Genomic DNA, 18,220 nt, shown 5'->3' with positions numbered 1-18,220 from the left:
TCACCCCCATAGCGCCGGTAGACGTACATTGAAAATCTGCTGGAACAACAGGTAGCCCACCCCAGTGATGGCCATGGCGATCGCTACCTTTGACAGCCACCTATCGACGCCAGAGAACAGCATCATCACCGTCAGCACGTAGATCAGGGTAGACAGCAGGTAGCCAATCCCCTGAAAGGCCAGGACATACACCAGCGTTGCGAGCATCAACAGAAGCTCAGGCGAAAAGCGATGTGCCCGCGCTTGCACCGTCGCTTGCGGTGCGTCCGAGGCTGTCGCTGCAAGGTTCTCGTGAACCGCAGAACGCCATTGCAACAGGCACAGCACGCTCGCAAGCGCACCTATCAGTAAAGGAAAGAAGGACGGCGTCAGCTTGCCATTCTGCAGCGGTGGCCCCATGGTCAAGGTGACGATGAGGTAACCGAGCGACATCAGCGCCAGGACACCATGAAAGCAGGCGGCGCCGGTGCCCAGTGCACGCGCCATCGTGGGGACAGAAAATCGGGACATAGGGAACCTCTCTCGGCCCCCGCAACCAGGAGCCGACCACACAATGATCATTGGGTAGGAACGGAAACGGACAGCGACGTAAGGGAAACACTGCATACATGCCTGCGCGGACGAGTCGCTGCGTTGCGCGCTGCTCGACTCCTCACCTATACCGCATAGGCTCCGGGTGCTGCGCTGCGGGCGCCTAGCCTCTCATTGCGCTCGGCTGATGTATTCAGCGCTTCCCAAGGTCCTCTAATCCGTTTCCGTGGGTGGCGATCGGCGAAGATCCCCAGATGCTGGCGACCTTCGCGTCAGGCTTACAGGTTCAGCTCATCCATCGCGGCAAAGGTTCTCTGCTGGTAGCTGGCGATCCAGTCGTCGACCTCCTCGCTGCCCAGCCACCCTGGCGTCACTCCAATGCTGGTGACCCACTGCTGGAACTCATCACTTTCGTAGGCGTCCTGATAGGCGGACTCCAGCGTGTCGATCACGTCCTCGGGTGTATTCGCGGGGGCCGCCAGGACAATGAAACTGCCGGTCTCAAGCTCGATGCCAAACTCGGAGATCGGCGGGACCTCCGGGTACGCAGGATTCTGTGAACCGGACAGTTCGACCACACCCAGCGCATCGCCGGAGGACAGGATGCCGGAGAAGTCTCCCAGGCTAGAAATCGCTCCGTCGATTTCTCCGGACAACAGGGCTTCGGCCTCCGCAGTGGAGGATCCCGGATAGGAGATCACGTTGAAGCTCACCCCGGTCGCGGCCTCCAGTCGGCGCACCGCCAGGTAAGGACCAGATCCTTCCGGCGCTACACCAATGCGCACAGTACCGGGGTTTGCTCGGGCCGCCTCGATCAGCTCTTCGTAGGAGCCGTAACCAGACTGCTTCGACACCACGATGGCATCGGCCTCCTGGGTCACACGGGCGAAGGGTTCAAGCTTATCCAGCGAGTAGCCCGGGACCATATTGCCCCGCGGCAAGGTCACCACGCTATCGTAGGTCAGCACTCCGATGGTGTGGCCATCAGGACGCGCCTTGGCCAGCTGCATCAGGCCGGTCGCGGTGACAGCACCACCGATATTCTCGACGTAGACAGAGGTCGGCAGCGCCTGCTCGGCCAGATTACTGATCTTGCGCGAGATAGCATCGGCACCACCTCCCGCCGGCCACGGCACGATCATTCGCACGTCGCGCTGGGGGAAGTCGGCCTGGGCCACAGGCACGGCGACTGCGGCAGCCAGGAGAACACTTGCCAGGGTACCCCCGGTCGTGACGGAAGCAAGGCGTGACCACTGGCGAGTCGAGAGCAAGGTGTGAGCAGTCATGGCGGCTCCTTTCATTATTGATTGTGATAGTCGAATGAGTGGCCACTGGAAGTGACCAGTCATCGTGTTGCAGTGAGGCGTCAGCGCGGCTGCATCAGTGCTGCAACCTCAACGCGACTGCTGCTGACGCAGGTAGGCCTGATACTCCTCCTGGGCCTGCTCGTTGGGCGGGTAAAGGCCGATGACCTTGGCCCCAGCGCTGACTTTCTCCAGCACGTAGGCCTCGAAGGCCTCCATACCGGCCGCCTCTTCTGCAACTTCATCAGCCAGCTCCAGCGGAATGACCATGACGCCGTCACCATCACCCACCAGGACATCGCCCGGGTAGACCGGGACGCCGCCACAGCCGATGGGCTGCTGGATGTCCACGGCATGGTGCTTGGTCAGGTTGGTCGGGGCACTGGGCTTGGTACAGAACACCGGCATCGACATGGTCTCGGCGTACTCCGAGTCACGCACTCCCGCGTCGGACACAAAGCCCGCGCACTCGCGCACCTGCAACCGGGTCAGCAGGATGCTCCCGGCACTGGCGGCGCTGGCATCCTGACGGCAGTCGGACACCAGAACACGCCCCGGTGGCACTGTCTCGACGGCCAGGCGCTGGGGATGCTCTGGATCACGAAACGCAGCGACCGTGTCGAGATCTTCCCGGGCCGGGATATAGCGCAGTGTGTACGCCTGCCCCACCATCTTGACCTGGGCAGTGTTCATGCGTCCGACGTTCTGGATGTAGGTATTTTTCAGGCCACGCTTGTGCAGCAAGGTGTGCAGCGATGCCGTCGACGCGCGCATCAGGCGCTCACGGGTCAGGCTGGACAACTCGGGGTGGGGGTAATCGTTGATGATGCTCATGGGCTTCGCCTGTTCTGGGCCCACCGGGCCGGTAAGTGACGTGGTCACTATAGAAATCGCCCTGCCGCTTTTCAAACAACTTTTTACAACTTATCTATCCCCACACCTCTTCAGAGCCAAGAAGCACGTTACACCGCTTTCAGCATCAATCACTAATACCTTGAAATAAAACATTTTTTATGAAGCATCAGCACATCAACTAGCGACGCCATCCTGGCGATTAGACATAGGTATAACAAGACAATATTTGTATTAACCCAGACCACAGAGTCGACACGACGTCTGCTCCCCCCCTGCGGATGGATCGCAGATGGCACCTCACCATGTCGAGATGAGAAGCTGCTCGTCACCACCAACGGAAGCACAAGGCTCAAGGAGACACAGGATGACAATGCTTAGCCACTTTTCCCTGTCTGGACAGACGGCGCTGGTAACAGGGGCTCGCAGAGGCATCGGCGCGGCCATGGCGCTGGCCTTGGCTGAAGCCGGTGCCGATATCATCGGCGTCAGCGCCAGCATGGCCAGCGATGGTGACGAATTGGGTGAACAAGTGCGCAAGCTGGGACGACGATTCGAGGGTATCGCCTGCGACCTGTCTGACCGCAAGGCGCTGATGACGCTGGTGGAGGGACTTGGTGAGCGACGTATCGATATCCTGATCAACAACGCCGGCACCATCGAGCGCGCGCCAGCCCATGACCACTCGGACGCGCTGTGGGACCGGGTGATCGACATCAATCTAAGTGCACCTTTCGTGTTGACCCGGGAGATCGGTCGACACATGGTCGACAGGGGCAGCGGCAAGATCATCTTCACTGCTTCACTGCTGTCGTTTCAGGGCGGCATCACGGTACCGGGATACGCCGCCAGCAAGGGCGGCATTGCCCAGCTGACCAAGGCCTTCGCCAATGAATGGGCGGCCCATGGCGTGAACGTCAATGCCATCGCGCCAGGGTATATCGCCACCGACAACACCCAGGCACTGCGGGAAGATTCCGACAGATCCCGCGACATCCTGGCACGAATCCCCGCTGGACGCTGGGGCAGTCCCGATGACTTCAAGGGACCTGTCGTATTTCTCGCCTCCCGCGCCTCGGACTATATGCACGGCACCGTCATGACGGTCGATGGAGGATGGATGGGGCGGTAACGACAGCCCTACAAGGTGGATCCAGGCGGGTCGCCCACACGGCGCCCGCAATGCAGCCTCCTAACGCACGCGCTTTGCCGCTAGCCCCTCGCGCAGGGCCCGGGTGTACACGTCAGGAAACTCCTGGATCAACCAGCTCATCAGCGCGCGCACTCGCTCAAGCTGATAGCGATGGGGCGGGCAGACCAGCGACAAGGGAGTCGTATCAGACCAATCAGGTAACACCTCGACTAGGTCACCCCGGGCGATGTCCGCCTCGACGTAGACATCGACCAAGCGGGTGACACCAAGGCCAGACAACGCGGCTTGACGCATCGCATGGCCACTGACGATCTTGAAGCCTCCGCGGGCCTGCACTACCCGCTGCTGATCCCCCCGCTTCAATAACCAGTGATCAACGCTCCCGTAGATCAACGGCAGCCCCTGCAAATCTTCGGGCCTGCGCACAGGTGCGTGTTGCTCAAGCAACTCCGGACTTGCCACATAGCGCGTGGTGACCTGGTGCAGCCGCCTGGCCACCAGCGTGGAGTCTTCCAGCTCACCCATGCGCATCACCAGATCGTAGCGGCTCGTCAGCAGGTCTACCCGCAGGCTGGAGAAGTCCAACTCCACCTCGACCCAGGGATTCGCCTGCTGGAACCGAAACACCAGCGGTGCAATGAGTTCTTCGCCTACCAGACCACCCACCGCGTTCATTCGAATCACGCCCTTGAGTTCTCGCGTCGACTGCATGGCCCACTCGGTGGCCGCATCGAGCTGCTGAAACGCCAGAGTCGCGCGCTCGAAGTACCCCTCCCCCACGCTGGTGAGGCTCAAGCGGCGCGTGGTGCGGTGAAGCAACTGCACCTTGAGCGCGCGTTCCAGCTCGGTGATCTGCTGGCTGAGGTTCGCCTTGGACTGGCCAGAAGCATGGGCTGCCGCGGTAAAACTGCCGTGCTCAGCGACCAGCAGAAAGGCACGCGTCCAGCGCCAAGGGATATCGTTCATAAAATGTGAACAGTCATTTTGCAATAGATGGATTTTTCATCATAGCGGCAAGCCCCAGAATGCGCCCCTGTCGATTCACAAAGGCCGTCTCGCACGGCTTTTCACACGCAAAGGTGACACCATGACCAAGCCCCTCGTTGTCATTACCGGAGCCTCTTCTGGCATCGGTGCCGCAATCGCCCGCCATTTCTCCAGCGCCGGACACCCCTTGCTGTTGCTGGCGCGCCGACTCGAACCCATGCAAGCGATGAACCTTCCCGACAGCCTGTGCCGACAGGTCGATGTGACCGACCCATCCGCCCTGGCCAACGCCATTGGCGAGGCCGAGAAGACATTCGGGCCCACGGACCTGTTGGTCAACAACGCGGGGGTCATGTTGCTGGGCCAGCTCGCGACTCAGGATGCAGCAGAGTGGAAGCGAATGCTCGACGTCAACGTGCTGGGCCTGTTGCATGGAACCCAAGCCGTGCTGGCCGCCATGTGTGAACGCGGTGCGGGCACCATTCTCAATATCAGTTCCATCGCCGGCAAGAAGAGCTTCCCCAACCACGCGGCTTACGTTGGCAGCAAGTTCGCGGCGAGTGCCATCAGCGAAAACCTGCGTGAAGAAGTGGCCGACAGTGGCGTCCGCGTCATGGCCATTCATCCAGGCGCGGTCGATACGGAGTTACTGGGACACACCACAGACCCCGACATCATAGAAGGCTACCAACAGTGGAAAGCCTCTATGGGAGGCGTACTGCATGCCGATGATATCGCCGCAGCCGCGCTCTACATGTATCAGCTGCCTCAGCATATCAACATCCGCGACGTGACCATCGCGGCAACGCGACAGCCCGCCTGATGGCCACGACGTTGCTCGTAGGTACGGCATAGGTACGGCCTCAGAGTTCGATGTGCGCCGCTGACGTAAAAAAGCCCCTCTGCAGCTTAACGGCAGAGGGGCTTTGGTCATCTGGCCTCATTGAACTCGCAGTCGCCGCCGAGTCAGCCTTCAGCCGCCAGCCTAGCCCTGCGCGCGTGCAGCTTCTTGTAGCTCTCGATCAGACGCTGATGCTTCTCCAGGCCCTCCAGCTGGATACTGGTGGGCGTAAGCCCCGGGAAGCGCAGCTCACCGTCAACGGCCCGCACCACCGTGTCCATGGTGTCCTCACCGAACATGCGGCGTAGGTTGTAGAGGAAGTCATCGCGCTCAAGCTCCTCATCGAGCTCGATCTCCAACACCGCCCGCACCGCCTGGTAGAACAGGCCACGCTCGACGGTGTTATCGTTGTACTGCAGGAACATCTCGACCCGATCCAGGGCCTCTTCATGCTGGCCCAGCGCCAGATTCAGCATCAGCTTGAGCTCGAGAATGGTGAGCTGGCCCCACACGGTATTCTCGTCAAACTCAATGCCGATCAGGGTGATGATATCCATGTGCTCATCGAGCTGGCTCTCGTCGAGACGTTCGAGCAGATCACTGAGCTGCTCTTCGTCGAGCCGGTGCAAGTTGAGGATGTCCTCGCGGTACTCAAGCGCCACGTTGGTGTTGTCCCAGACCAGATCCTCGACGGGGTAGACCTCGGAATAGCCTGGCACCAGGATGCGACAGACCGGCGCCCCGAGATCCTCGTGGACCATCATGTAGGCTTCCTTGCCAAGCTCCTCGAGAATGCCGAACAGGGTCGCCGCTTCTTCGTCATTGCTGCCGGAGAAGTCCCACTCGACAAACTCGACATCCGCCCTGGCACTGAAGAAGCGCCAGGACACCAGGCCCGAGGAGTCGATGAAATGCTCGACGAAGTTGTTCGGCTCGGTCACGGCAAGGGAGTTGAAGGTCGGTGGCATGAAGTCATTCAGGCCTTCAAAACTGCGACCCTGCATCAGCTCGGTCAGACTGCGCTCCACGGCGACCTGGAAGCTCGGATGAGCGCCAAAGGAGGCGAACACGCCGCCCGTCTTGGGGTTCATCAAGGTCACACAGGCTACCGGAAACTGCCCGCCAAGCGAGGCATCCTTCACCAACACCGGAAAGCCCTGATCCTCCAGCGCCTTGACGCCTTCAACGATATCCGGGTACTTGGCCAGCACCTCGTCGGGCACGTCTGGCAGCGCCAGCTCCTGCTCCAGAATCTGTCGTTTCACCGCCCGCTCGAAGATCTCCGACAGGCACTGTACCTGGGCTTCGGCCAGGGTGTTGCCGGCGCTCATGCCGTTGGACAGATACAGGTTCTCGATCAGGTTCGACGGAAAGTAGACCACCTCGCCATCGGACTGACGCACGAACGGTAGCGAAACGATACCGCGCTCGACCTTGCCCGAGTTGGTATCGATCAGGTGCGAGCCCTGAAGCTCACCGTCCGGATCGAAGATCTCCAGGCAGTAGTCGTCGAGAATGCCCTTGGGCAGCTCGTCGTTGGGCCCTGGCTGAAACCACTTTTCGCAGGGATAGTGAACGAATTCGCTCGAGGCGATCTCTTCACCGAAGAACTGGTCGTTGTAGAAGAAGTTGCAGCTCAAGCGCTCGATGAACTCACCCAGCGCCGAGCACAGCGCGCTTTCCTTGGTCGCGCCCTTGCCGTTGGTGAAGCACATGGGGGATGCAGCGTCGCGGATATGCAGCGACCAGACGTGGGGCACGATATTGCGCCAGGAGGCGATCTCGACCTTCATGCCGAGCTCCGCCAGCATGCCGGTCATGTTGGCAATGGTCTGCTCCAGAGGGAGGTCCTTGCCCTCGATCCAGGTACGCTCTCCCTCCGGCGGCTCCGCCATCAGCAGCGCCTGGGCGTCTTCGTCGAGGTTCTCCACCGTCTCGATCTGGAACTCGGGACCGGTCTGCACCACCTTCTTGACGGTACAGCGTTCGATGGAGCGCAGGATGCCCTGGCGGTCCTTGTCAGACAGATCTTCCGGCAGCTCGACCTGGATCTTGAAGATCTGGTTGTAGCGATTTTCCGGGTCAACGATGTTGTTCTGCGAGAGGCGAATATTCTCGGTGGGAATATCCCGCGCGACGCAGTACACCTTGACGAAATAGGCGGCGCACAGAGCAGACGACGCCAGAAAGTAGTCAAAGGGACTCGGCGCCGAGCCGTCACCCTTGTAGCGAATCGGCTGGTCGGTGACGACGGTGAAGTCGTCGAACTTGGCCTCGAGCCTCAGGTTGTCGAGAAAATTGACCTTGATTTCCATGGAGTCAGCACCGGAGTAATGGATTTGGGTCGTCGGACACTCGCTCCCGACAACGCCTTTGGGGCGCATTATCCAGTTTTCCCCCGGCGACGTCTTGGGGTGAGCACAAAACATGCTAGGGTTGGGCATTGAGCAGTCGCTCAAGTTATCGCTATTACGAGGTCGCCCCATGTCCACCGCCCGTCGCCGTGCCCAGCGCGAGCTTCCCCGTTCACTGCTGCTGTCCGCATTGATGGCCGCCACCCTGCCCGTCACCGCGGTCGCCCATGCCCCCCTCCAGGGTCACTATCAGGCTGCCGCAGAGCCTCTGTATCGCGGCGAGATCAGAAGCGTTGCCGAACTTCCATTGCGCCCAGGCAACGTCACCGTTACTGCAGAAGGTCGCATCTTCTCCACCGTCCATCCTATGGACGGCGATCACGACGTCCAGTTGATCGAGATCACCGGTCCCCACAGCTACCGGGCCTGGCCATCGCCACAGGTGCAGACCCATGGTGGTGACTACACCGACGACACCATCGATTCACCGCTGGGCATTGCCCTGGATGGCCAAGGGGGCCTGTGGATCACGGATATGGGCAACCACCTGGGCAAGACGCGACTTTGGGGGTTTGATATTGCCTCCGGCGAGTTGATCGACAAGATTACCTTGCCCCAGGACATCGCCCCTGAGGGCAGCTTTGTCCAGGATCTGGAAGTGGACCGCGAACGCGGTGTTGCCTACCTGGCAGATATCGCCACGCCGGGCATCATCACCCTCGACCTGGAGAGCGGCGAGGCTCACCGCTTTGATGATCATCCCTCGCTGCAGGCTGAGGCGTCCGCGACGCTCACCATCAACGGCGAAGACATCCAGTTTGGCGGCGAACCGGCCAGCGTCGGAGTCAACCCCATCACCCTGTCAGCTAACGGTGAAACGCTGTTCTACGGCGCCATGAATGGTCAAAGCTGGTACGCCATGCCTACGGACCTGCTGGTCGAGGACGCGGAGCGTGACGACCTGGCAAATGCCATCACCCGGGTCGGTGACAAGCCGGTATCTGACGGCGCCGACACCGTCGAGGATGGGCGCCACTTCTTCACCAACCTCAACGAGAATGGCGTTGACATCCTGACCATGGATGGACGCCTGGAGCCACTCGTGCGCGACGAACGCCTGGACTGGCCTGACAGTGTGCGTCTTGCTGACGATGGCTGGCTCTATGTCGCGGTGAATCAGCTGCACAAGGCACCGCCGTTCACCGGTGGGGACGATGAGGGCAAGGCGCCTTACGCCATCCTCAAAGTCTGGGTCGGCGATGCCGAGACAGAAGAAGCAGACGAGACAGAGGAAGACTGAGTCCTTTGTCTGATCTGATCTGGCATGGCGCGGCGCTGAAGGGACCTCCCCGCCCTACCGCCAGCCATAAGGACAGCCCCATAAGGCCAGCCATAATGAAAGAAGCCGCCCCGAGGGGCGGCTTCTCGCGTTGTGGCCTGTCCCTCGCATCGAGGTCAGGTAACGCAACAGGTCAGTGCGCGTCGCGTCTCACACCAGGGTGCGGTGGTCCTTTTTCGCCTCACGACGGTCGCGGGCAACGGCGCGGCAGATCAGCAGAAGCACGCCTAGGGTGAGGGCAGGCCAGATCAATACGTAAAGGCCAAAGAGCAGGGTCATGGGGAATCTCCATTGGTGGGCGCCACCAGCCTGCGGCGCCCGTCAAACAAGGGTTCAGCGCTGGGTCGCAAGTCCTGCCGGGGCGGGCTTGCGCGGGTGCTCGTCGGCTACCGGCGCGGCATCGGCGGCGTCATAGTTGCCGACACGCTCTGCAATACAGTCGAAGTCAAAGCGTTCACGACTGGCGAGACTCATCGCCACACAGACCAGCGTGCTGGTGCCATAGGCCGTCAATGACGCCAGCAGAACGGTGTACTCGCGCAGGAAGCCGGTAGCGAATACCAGCATGGCAACGAAGGCCGCAAGTCCAGCCAGCGCGCCGGCCACACGACCCAGGAAGCCGAACACCATCAGCGCGATGATGATGCCGCCGCCGATGCTGGCCAGCAGCTCGAACCCAAGCCCGGTGATACCGGTCATCGGCAGCCATTCGAAGCGCGCCGCACAGAAGGCCACCATGGCCACCAGCACCGAGGTGGTGAAGGCAGCGTTGGTGACCCGGCTCCAGAAGCAGCTGGCAATGACCGGGAAGACGATGGCGCCCCATAGCGCGCCGACGAATACCAGCATCACCAGAATGTCCAGCGAGAAGCTCGCGAAGACGATGCCGATCATGGTGGCCACGATCATCGTGAGGCGGCCCACCAGCAGCATGCGGCGGGGGTCGGCCTTGCCACGGGCAATGTTCTTGCCGTAGACGTCGGCCATCATGATCGCAGACAGGGCCGACAGGTCGGAATCGGCGGTCGAGGACAATGAGCCGATCACCAGGATGAAGAAGGCCGCGATGAACACCGGCGGCAGGTAGCTAGATACCATCTGCGGGATCAGGTTGTTCATGTCTCCGTTGAGGGGCTCGACCCCCAGCGTCAGCGCCATCAGGCCGATCATGCCAAGGCCGATAACGATGGCGCCATACCCCACGGTAGCGGTGAGGAAGGTCGGCTTGATGTGATCTTCGTTCACCGCGAACAGGCGCTGGGAAATGGTCTGATTACCGATGGCATAGGCCAATACCGCCACGAAGAAGGGCGCGCCCTGGTTGAGAATAGCGTCCATCGAGAAGAAATCGGCCTGCTCAGGCGTCAGGTTATCGAGACCGGCCACCAGCTCGGTCGGCCCACCCATGGAAAAGAACACCGCCGGAATGATCACCACGGCGATCGCCATCAGCGCGACCAGTTGAGCAAAGTCCGTCAGCACCGAGGCGCGAAAGCCCGACCACAGCGTGTACAGCAACACGCCAACGCCAGCGATGATCACGCCGGCCTGGAACGATAGCGGCGAGAGCACCGACACCAGCGCGCCGGCGGCAGTGAAGTTGACCATCAGGCTGATGATGCTGCCGAGCAGATTCGATAGCGCCAGGATCAGCTGGCTGGAGGAGCCGTGGCGCGCATGAATCAGCTCGCCCAGGGTGTGGGCGTTGGGGGCAAGCTTGCGGAAGCGGCGGCCGAAGGGATAGATGAACAGGATCATCAGCGCGCCCCACAGCCCGTAGTGAATCGGGCCGGACACACCATAGGTATAACCGGAGGTGGCAGCGGCGTAGAAGGAGGCGGCCCAGATCCAGGTGGCCGTCATGCTGGCGGCACCGATGCCGAAACCGACCCGGTGGTTCGAGACCATGAAGGCGTCGGCGTCTTCTTTCTTCTTGCGGATGCCGAGGGTCAGCAGGTAGGTACCGCCATAAAAAGCGACCATCAACAGGATGACGGTCCAGGTCGAGAATTGGTAAAGCGAAGAACTGTTCAAGGGCAATCCTATTGTGAGTTGAACACAGGCATGCCGATTTGTGTCGCGTCAGGGAAACACCGCATAAACGACCGCGATCGAAACATTTACGCAGCGTTTTCCGTGGCATGCCGTCGAGTTCCGCTATGGGAGGCGCGCAGTCTCCACCAGCGAGCGCCAGATGCATGGCATGCTAGCCAGCACCCGCGAAGCAAGGGCTGCGACGTCAAACAGCGAACGGAAAAGTGGCCCACAACACCGCAGCACCGTGCGACGGCGCATAGCATAGCGTTGGGCAACATAGGGGCAGGGAGGGGAAGGTCGTTTCCGCCTGGAAACATGCCGACTGCCTGACTCGCACCATGGCGAGCTCAGAGCGACTTGGCCGCGGACTCACTCAGGACGACATCAAGCTCGCAACGACATCAAGGCCGGCTTAGTTAGGCGATGCAATAAGGGCGTCATCCGTCGCCAGCTGCCGGAAACCTGATCCCAAGGGCAGTTGCACAGCCATCATCACTGAGTCACGTGCTCAGGTCAGCACGCAGGCGCCACTCCCTACAGGCAGGAGGGAGGAGGTCGACGGGGCATGCAACGACCCTGGTCGGAGTAATGAGGCGACATCTTCATCCTCTATATCGACAAGGAAACGACACGAACCTTTCAATGGCAGGTTTCGTCAATAAATAGCGCGAAAACCCAACCTGAAATTTGTCGAGTTTTACACTTTTCTCATCATAAATCGCTAGTGGGACCTACGATGACACCAGCAACATTTTATACTTAGTACGGCGACAGAAAATCCATTTGGCGCGCTTTTCCGGCGAAAAAGGCGGATCTCCTTGCGACGCAAGACCCATACCTTACTGAGCCAGAACTGAAATGTCCAACCTGCCTAACATGGAGCAAAGTTATCTTTCTATAAAGGTGCCGACACATCGGCAGGAGCGTCACCTGTCGTCACACTATCAAAGCTTCACCTTGTGCAAGCCTTACCCCGTCCGAGCCGCACCCTATCCCCGCTGGCTGACTCTCACGCACCACCCTGCTACCGCTCACGCACCACCCTGCTACCGCTCACGCGAGCAAAGGAAGTCGCCCTTCCATCTCCGCGCGACGATGTCCCCGCACGGCGACCGGCTCCAACGTCTCACCTCCCCCAAGGTGCATCGACGTCTGCGCGGTAAACACTGGGCCCATCATTTCCTTCAACGGATAGATTCAGCCCTGACCTAGGGGCCCTACACGATAAAGGCCTGATATCCGACGATCCCCTGCTTCTCCCCGTTCGTCGGCTCCCCCCATTCTCGATTTCCAGGAAACGTTCCCCGGCGACGCTCATTTATGGCACGCCGCATAGCAAGCGTGGCGTTGTGCATAAACGCGCAAAAACAAAAACAGTAATAATTCGCATTCATAAATAAATTCCAGGGAACTGACACAGTGGCACACCACGCTCGCTCCAACGCGGCCCTTCACCTCTCACGCCCTCGCCTGCACCCTCTGACGGTGGCTATCGGCCTTACCGCTGGCACCCTGCTGCCGATCTCCAGTGCGACGTTCGCTCAAGACACCGAGCAGCTAAGCAGTATCACCGTGGTGGGAGAGGACCTGCGCCCCACTACCGAGCTGAGCGACACCTACCGGGTCGAATCCAGCGCCAGTGCCAGCGGCCTGACGCTGACGCCTCGTCAAACGCCCCAGTCAATGAGCTTTCTGACTCGCCAACAGATGGATGACGAGGCGATCACCAGCACCACCGAAGCGGTCGAACGGCTCCCGGGGGTATCGGCCATTCGCCTGGATGGCACACGCACCAACTTCCAATCCCGCGGCTACTCCATCCGCAACTTCCAGTTCGATGGACTTCAGAGCAACACCAGTCCGTTCTGGCCCTTCGGCGATGCCGAGTGGGATGCCGCCATCTACGACCGAGTGGAAGTCGTACGCGGCGCCACCGGACTGATGACCGGGGTCGGCGATCCCTCTGCCACGGTCAATTTCGTGCGCAAGAAGCCGCTGGATGAGGCCGCCGGCAGCGTCAGTGCGGCGGTGGGTCGCTGGGACCGTGGCCGTGGCGTGGTCGACGTCAGCACGCCTCTGGACAGTGAAGGCCGAGTCGGCGTGCGCTTTGTCGCCGCCAAGGACCGCTCCGACAGTTTCATGGATGATGTCGAGCACGACCGGGAGACCCTCTATGGCGTTCTTACCGCTGAGCTGACCGACCGCACAGAACTCACCCTCGGGGTCGAGTATCAGCACTATGATCAGGATGGCGCCTACATCGGTGTGCCTCAGTACTACCTGGATGGCGGACGCACCGACTACGACCGCTCTACCGCCAACAACACCGAGTGGGCCAATTTCTTTACCGAGAACACGCGTGGTTTCGTCGACCTGACCCACCACTTCGACAGCGGCTGGAAGGCCCGCGCCGCCTACAGTTACGGCGACGCCAACTACGGCCTTACCTATAACTACCGTGGCGGCTACCCGGACCGCGAGACCGGCGTGCTTTACTACACGCCCTCCTACGCCACTGAGTCCTACCTGCTCGACTATCGCGGAGACCGTACCCAGAAGAACCTGCACCTCAGCGCGGAAGGCCCGTTCGAACTGTTCGGTCGCGAGCACCAGCTGGGCTTCGGCTACATGGACCTCAACGAAGACTACGAAATTCGCAGCCGCGGCCCGGCCGGTGATGTGCCGGCACTGGGCAGCTTCAGCGACCGCAACGACCCGGCGCTGGCCGAGCCCGCCTGGGGTGAGTGGGGACTGACCGATGATACGGTGACCGAGCAGACCGGCTACTACGCGGTATCTCGCTTCTCGCTGGCGGACCCGGTGCACTTTATCGTCGGCGCGCGCATGACCGACTGGAAGATCGATCAGGACTATCGCGGCGAACGAGAGTACGAGTATGACAACGAGCTCACTCCCTATGCGGGTCTGATCGTTGATATCACCGATGATCTCAGCGCTTACGCCAGCTACACCGAGATCTTCAACACCCAGAGCGAGCGCTCCCCCAGCGGCGCGCTGCTGGATCCCTTGGAGGGCATCAACTACGAGCTGGGGCTGAAGGCGGAGCTGTTCGACGACCGCGCCGACCTGTCCTTCGCTGTCTTCCAGAGCCAGCAGGACAACCTGGCCGTGGAACTCCCCGGCGTCTTTGTCGCTGGCACCACCGATCAGGCCTATACCACCACCGATGGTGCTGAGGTCGAAGGCTTCGAGGTGGAAATTGCCGGTGAAGTTGCCGCAGGCGTCAACCTTTCCGCCAGCTATGCCTTGGTGGATGCCGAGGATGCCGACGGCAATCAGCTCAATACCAGCTATGCGCGCCAGCAGGCCAAGGTCTTTGCCAGCTGGCAACTGCCGGGACGCTGGTCGGACCTGACCGTAGGCGGCGGCGCCCGCTGGCAGGGCGATACCTATCGCGACAACGATACTCCGCTGGGAACCAGAAAGATTGGCCAGGGCGATGTCTTCGTTGCCGATGCCATGGCGCGCTATCGCATCAACGAGAATCTGAGCGCGCAGCTCAATGTGACCAACCTGTTTGATGAAGAGTATTATTCTCAATTGGGCTTCTACAGCCAGGGTATCTATGGCCAACCCCGCAGCGCACTGCTGAGCCTGAACTACGACTTCTAAGTCATATCAGGGTCGACGACGGGCGCCTCCTCCGGCGCCCGTCCCACGTTTCCCGATTGTCACGCTGGCGCATGCTCGCCGGCGACTACCGCCACAAGGAAGATGAGATGTTCATGCGACACGCGCCTTTGTCCCTTGGCCTGCTGATGGCCATCGCCCCGCCGGTGCTCGCCGACGACTACCCGATCGAAATCGAGCACGCACTCGGTGTCACCGTGATCGAGGAACAGCCCGAACGGATCGCCACGGTCTCCTGGGCCAACCACGAAGTGCCTCTGGCACTCGGCATCGTGCCGGTGGGCTTTGCTGCCATGTCCTTCGGCGACGACGACGGCGATGGCATCCAGCCATGGGTGGAAGAGCGCCTGGACGAGTTGAATGCAGGCCCCTACACGCTGTACGACGAAGGCGATGGGATCGACTTCGAGGCGGTGGCGGCGAGCCGTCCTGACGTCATCCTCGCGGCCTACTCGGGAATGAGTCAGGCCGACTATGACACCCTCAGCAAGATCGCCCCGGTGGTCGCCTATCCCGAGGCGCCCTGGTCATCGGGCTGGCGTGACATGATCCGCCTCAACAGTGCCGGCATGGGAATGGCGGAGGAAGGCGAGGCGCTGATCGAGCGCCTGGAGGCCCAGGTCAATGAACAGATCGCGTCACACCCGGAGCTGAAGGGCAAAAGCGCGATGTTGATTAGCCACATCAAACCCACCGACCTGAGCCAGATCAACTTCTACAACGACAACGACGCGCGGGTTCGCTTCTTTCACGAGCTCGGCCTGACATCACCTCAGTTTGTCACGGACAGTTCGGTAGACGGTCGCTTCGGCGGCTCCATCAGCGCAGAGCGTATCGATGACATTGCCGACGTGGATATCATCGTCACCTATGGCGGTCAGCCACTGGTGGACAGGCTCAACCAACACATGCTGACCTCGCGGCTGCCAGCGGTCGAGCAGGATGCGCTGGTGCTGCTGGGCAACGATCCGCAAGGCACTGCCGCCAACCCTACCCCGCTGTCCATACCCTGGGTGCTCGACACCTACGTCGACCAGCTGTCCCAGGCCGCCTTGAAACGTGAACAGGAGTGAGCGTTCTGGCATGAGCCTCCAGCGCTTGACGCCACCAGGTGCATTGACCTGGTGGCTCGCCGCCGCCCTCGTGGCGGCGGCCTTGTTATCCATCGGCATTGGCACCCGGGACACCGGCTGGGCCACCCTGCTGGGCCTGACCGACGGTAGCGTCGACTCCATGGCAGAAGCCGCCGTGGCCAGTCGCCTGCCACGCACGCTACTGGCCATCCTGGCAGGTGCGTCACTGGCGGTGGCCGGAGCCGGCATGCAGGGCCTGACCCGCAACCCGTTGGCGGATCCAGGCCTTCTCGGGGTCAACGCCGGCGCCTCGCTGGCGGTGGTCATCGGCATTGCCTGGTTTGCCATGCAGCATGTTGCCGAGTATCTGTGGGTCGCCGTTCTCGGTGCCGCTATCAGCGCACTGGTCGTCTACCTGATTGCCAGCCTCAGCCGCGGCGGCCCCACGCCGCTGAGATTGGCCTTGAGTGGCGCCGTCATGTCCGCCGCCCTGGCATCGCTCACTTCGGCCATCATCCTGCCCCGCTCAGATATCGCCGGACTGCTGCACTCGTGGCTGATCGGCGGCGTTGGCGGTGCCACCCTCGATCGCATCCTGCCGGTGCTGCCGTTGATGGTGCTTGGCATGATCCTGACGCTCAGCTCGGCGCGCCGACTCAACCTGATGGCCCTGGGCGATGATACCGCCACAGGATTGGGTGAACGGGTTGCCCAGGCGCGCTGGCTCGCGGCATCGGGCGCCATCCTGCTGTGCGGAGCCACCACGGCCGCCTGCGGGCCCATCGGCTTCGTCGGACTGGTGGTGCCACACGCCCTGCGCATGATGACGGGTAGCGACTACCGTAGGCTGCTTCCGCTCTCGGCCCTTGGCGGCGCCTTGCTGGTAACCCTGGCCGATACTTTAGGCCGTGTGCTGGTCAGCCCGGCGGAACTCGACGTGGGCATCGTCACCGCCCTGGTGGGCGGCCCTGTCTTCATTGCGATCGTTCGTCGCCATCAGCTGAGGTCACTGTGACAACCGCATCGCTATCCAGCGCCCCTGCAGACCGACGGCGGTCGCGCATTATCGTCGCCCTGGTGACCGCGGTGATGTCAGGCGTCGCCATCACCCTGATGCTCGGGCAGTCCTATCTGTCGCCCGCCACCATCCTGGCGGTTTTCTCTGGAGAGCACATCGCTGGCGCCTCTTTCACTCTATGGGAACTGCGTGCGCCACGAGCCCTGGTCGCCGTGCTGTCCGGTGCCTGCTTTGGGCTAGGTGGTGCGGCCTTTCAGACCATGCTGCGCAACCCCCTGGCCAGCCCGGACGTGATCGGCATCAGTACCGGCGCCAGTGCCTGTGCGGTGTTCGCGATCATCGGGCTGTCCCTCAGCGGGGCACTGGTATCGCTCATGGCCATCATCGGCGGGCTCGGTGTGGCGCTGTGTATCTACCTGCTGTCCTGGCGCAAGGGGATCGCCGACACTCGCCTGATTCTGGTGGGTATCGGCCTTTCCGCGATGCTGCAGAGTGCTATCGCCTATCTGCTCACCCAAGCACCGGCCTGGTCACTGCAGGAAGCGCTGCGCTGGATGGCAGGTAGCCTCAACAGCGTGCATTTGGCCCAAGGCCTTCCGCTATTGCTGGCACTGGCGCTACTTGGCATTCCCCTGCTGTGTCTGGCGCGCCATCTTGAGGTCATGCGCATGGGAGATGATGTGGCGCGCGGCCTCGGTATTCGCCTATCGCTGCTGCGCCTGGTCGTCGTGGTGGCGGCTGTCGGCCTGGTCGCCTTTGCCACCGCGGTGACGGGACCGATTGCCTTCGTCGCTTTTCTCAGCGGTCCCATCGCTGCTCGCCTTATCCAGCACCAGGGCTCAGTATTGCTGCCGGCCATGCTGGTCGGCGCGCTGCTGGTACTGGCGGCCGACTTTATCGGCCAACACCTGCTCCCAGCGCGCTACCCCGTGGGCATTGTCACCGGCGTACTGGGCGCGCCGTACTTGCTGACCTTTCTTGTGCGTGACAATAGGCACAAGTGACTTACTGCGTGGGTTGGACTGCTGGCCGATAGGCCTCGTCCGCTATCGGCTATCGCCTCCCGGCGAACCCGACCTA

General features: G+C 61.4%; 14 protein-coding genes. 7 read left to right on the top strand and 7 right to left on the bottom strand.

Translation table 11 applies throughout. The annotated features are described in order from the left end of the window. The 3 genes from KUV86_RS05055 to KUV86_RS05045 form a co-directional block, all read right to left on the bottom strand. Nucleotides 1–510, bottom strand: a complete 510-nt coding sequence (locus KUV86_RS05055) for a tripartite tricarboxylate transporter TctB family protein (protein WP_222483834.1) — start codon at nucleotides 508–510, stop codon at nucleotides 1–3. 299 nt (nucleotides 511–809) lie between these two features. After that, entirely contained in the window at nucleotides 810–1,817 is a 1,008-nt protein-coding gene (locus KUV86_RS05050) for a Bug family tripartite tricarboxylate transporter substrate binding protein (RefSeq protein WP_222162066.1), read from the bottom strand. A 108-nt stretch (nucleotides 1,818–1,925) separates the two neighbouring features. Continuing rightward, nucleotides 1,926–2,669, bottom strand: coding sequence for a ribonuclease activity regulator RraA (locus KUV86_RS05045; protein WP_206942665.1), 744 nt, complete (start codon nucleotides 2,667–2,669; stop codon nucleotides 1,926–1,928). Nucleotides 2,670–3,054: 385 nt separating this feature from the next. Between KUV86_RS05045 and KUV86_RS05040 the strand changes: the two genes are divergently transcribed. Beyond that, nucleotides 3,055–3,819, top strand: coding sequence for an SDR family NAD(P)-dependent oxidoreductase (locus KUV86_RS05040; RefSeq protein WP_315900961.1), 765 nt, complete (start codon nucleotides 3,055–3,057; stop codon nucleotides 3,817–3,819). A gap of 60 nt (nucleotides 3,820–3,879) precedes the next feature. Here the strand turns inward: KUV86_RS05040 and KUV86_RS05035 are convergent, their stop codons facing one another. Beyond that, nucleotides 3,880–4,806, bottom strand: coding sequence for a LysR family transcriptional regulator (locus KUV86_RS05035; protein WP_222483831.1), 927 nt, complete (start codon nucleotides 4,804–4,806; stop codon nucleotides 3,880–3,882). Between the two features lie 121 nt (nucleotides 4,807–4,927). On the opposite strand from KUV86_RS05035, the gene KUV86_RS05030 reads away from it, so the two are divergent. Then, nucleotides 4,928–5,650, top strand: a complete 723-nt coding sequence (locus tag KUV86_RS05030; RefSeq protein ID WP_222483829.1) for an SDR family oxidoreductase — start codon at nucleotides 4,928–4,930, stop codon at nucleotides 5,648–5,650. 143 nt (nucleotides 5,651–5,793) lie between these two features. Here KUV86_RS05030 and KUV86_RS05025 read toward each other — a convergent pair whose 3' ends face one another. Continuing rightward, on the bottom strand, nucleotides 5,794–7,983 hold the full coding sequence (locus KUV86_RS05025; protein ID WP_222483827.1) for an OsmC domain/YcaO domain-containing protein: 2,190 nt from the start codon (nucleotides 7,981–7,983) through the stop codon (nucleotides 5,794–5,796). A 169-nt stretch (nucleotides 7,984–8,152) separates the two neighbouring features. Between KUV86_RS05025 and KUV86_RS05020 the strand changes: the two genes are divergently transcribed. Further along, a complete protein-coding gene (locus KUV86_RS05020; RefSeq protein WP_206942669.1) occupies nucleotides 8,153–9,322 on the top strand; it encodes an L-dopachrome tautomerase-related protein in 1,170 nt (389 codons plus the stop codon). 189 nt (nucleotides 9,323–9,511) lie between these two features. Here KUV86_RS05020 and KUV86_RS05015 read toward each other — a convergent pair whose 3' ends face one another. Both KUV86_RS05015 and KUV86_RS05010 read right to left on the bottom strand, forming a co-directional pair. After that, nucleotides 9,512–9,640: a putative transporter small subunit gene (locus KUV86_RS05015; RefSeq protein ID WP_222162054.1), complete on the bottom strand. Its 129-nt coding sequence runs from the start codon at nucleotides 9,638–9,640 to the stop codon at nucleotides 9,512–9,514. 54 nt (nucleotides 9,641–9,694) lie between these two features. Then, a complete protein-coding gene (locus tag KUV86_RS05010) occupies nucleotides 9,695–11,395 on the bottom strand; it encodes a sodium:solute symporter family protein (RefSeq protein WP_224908296.1) in 1,701 nt (566 codons plus the stop codon). 1,422 nt (nucleotides 11,396–12,817) lie between these two features. Here KUV86_RS05010 and KUV86_RS05005 point away from each other — a divergent pair. The 4 genes from KUV86_RS05005 to KUV86_RS04990 all read left to right on the top strand — a co-directional run bounded on the left by KUV86_RS05005 (nucleotide 12,818) and on the right by KUV86_RS04990 (nucleotide 18,144). Continuing rightward, nucleotides 12,818–15,031 carry a TonB-dependent siderophore receptor gene (locus tag KUV86_RS05005; protein WP_222483826.1) on the top strand — a complete coding sequence of 738 codons (2,214 nt, stop codon included), beginning with the start codon at nucleotides 12,818–12,820 and terminating at the stop codon, nucleotides 15,029–15,031. Between the two features lie 107 nt (nucleotides 15,032–15,138). After that, nucleotides 15,139–16,122 (top strand): ABC transporter substrate-binding protein, encoded by a 984-nt coding sequence (locus KUV86_RS05000; RefSeq protein WP_261397535.1) that lies wholly within the window; start codon nucleotides 15,139–15,141, stop codon nucleotides 16,120–16,122. Nucleotides 16,123–16,132: 10 nt separating this feature from the next. Beyond that, on the top strand, nucleotides 16,133–17,137 hold the full coding sequence (locus tag KUV86_RS04995) for a FecCD family ABC transporter permease (RefSeq protein ID WP_222483825.1): 1,005 nt from the start codon (nucleotides 16,133–16,135) through the stop codon (nucleotides 17,135–17,137). After that, nucleotides 17,134–18,144: a FecCD family ABC transporter permease gene (locus tag KUV86_RS04990; protein ID WP_315900960.1), complete on the top strand. Its 1,011-nt coding sequence runs from the start codon at nucleotides 17,134–17,136 to the stop codon at nucleotides 18,142–18,144. The genes KUV86_RS04995 and KUV86_RS04990 overlap by 4 nt, the downstream gene beginning before the upstream one ends. Nucleotides 18,145–18,220 lie beyond the last annotated feature (76 nt).

Source organism: Halomonas sp. DP8Y7-3 (genome assembly GCF_019801675.1).
Taxonomy (GTDB): Bacteria; Pseudomonadota; Gammaproteobacteria; order Pseudomonadales; family Halomonadaceae; genus Halomonas; species Halomonas litopenaei_A.
The sequence above is the reverse complement of the archived record's forward strand: the minus strand, read 5'-3'. Positions and strand labels throughout refer to the sequence as shown.

Excerpts from the sequence above, each read along its gene's own strand:
- KUV86_RS05055 (WP_222483834.1), bottom strand. The coding sequence starts at position 510 with ATGTCCCGATTTTCTGTCCCCACGATGGCGCGTGCACTGGGCACCGGC.
- KUV86_RS05050 (WP_222162066.1), bottom strand. The coding sequence starts at position 1,817 with ATGACTGCTCACACCTTGCTCTCGACTCGCCAGTGGTCACGCCTTGCT.
- KUV86_RS05045 (WP_206942665.1), bottom strand. The coding sequence starts at position 2,669 with ATGAGCATCATCAACGATTACCCCCACCCCGAGTTGTCCAGCCTGACC.
- KUV86_RS05040 (WP_315900961.1), top strand. The coding sequence starts at position 3,055 with ATGACAATGCTTAGCCACTTTTCCCTGTCTGGACAGACGGCGCTGGTA.
- KUV86_RS05035 (WP_222483831.1), bottom strand. The coding sequence starts at position 4,806 with ATGAACGATATCCCTTGGCGCTGGACGCGTGCCTTTCTGCTGGTCGCT.
- KUV86_RS05030 (WP_222483829.1), top strand. The coding sequence starts at position 4,928 with ATGACCAAGCCCCTCGTTGTCATTACCGGAGCCTCTTCTGGCATCGGT.
- KUV86_RS05025 (WP_222483827.1), bottom strand. The coding sequence starts at position 7,983 with ATGGAAATCAAGGTCAATTTTCTCGACAACCTGAGGCTCGAGGCCAAG.
- KUV86_RS05020 (WP_206942669.1), top strand. The coding sequence starts at position 8,153 with ATGTCCACCGCCCGTCGCCGTGCCCAGCGCGAGCTTCCCCGTTCACTG.
- KUV86_RS05015 (WP_222162054.1), bottom strand. The coding sequence starts at position 9,640 with ATGACCCTGCTCTTTGGCCTTTACGTATTGATCTGGCCTGCCCTCACC.
- KUV86_RS05000 (WP_261397535.1), top strand. The coding sequence starts at position 15,139 with ATGTTCATGCGACACGCGCCTTTGTCCCTTGGCCTGCTGATGGCCATC.
- KUV86_RS04995 (WP_222483825.1), top strand. The coding sequence starts at position 16,133 with ATGAGCCTCCAGCGCTTGACGCCACCAGGTGCATTGACCTGGTGGCTC.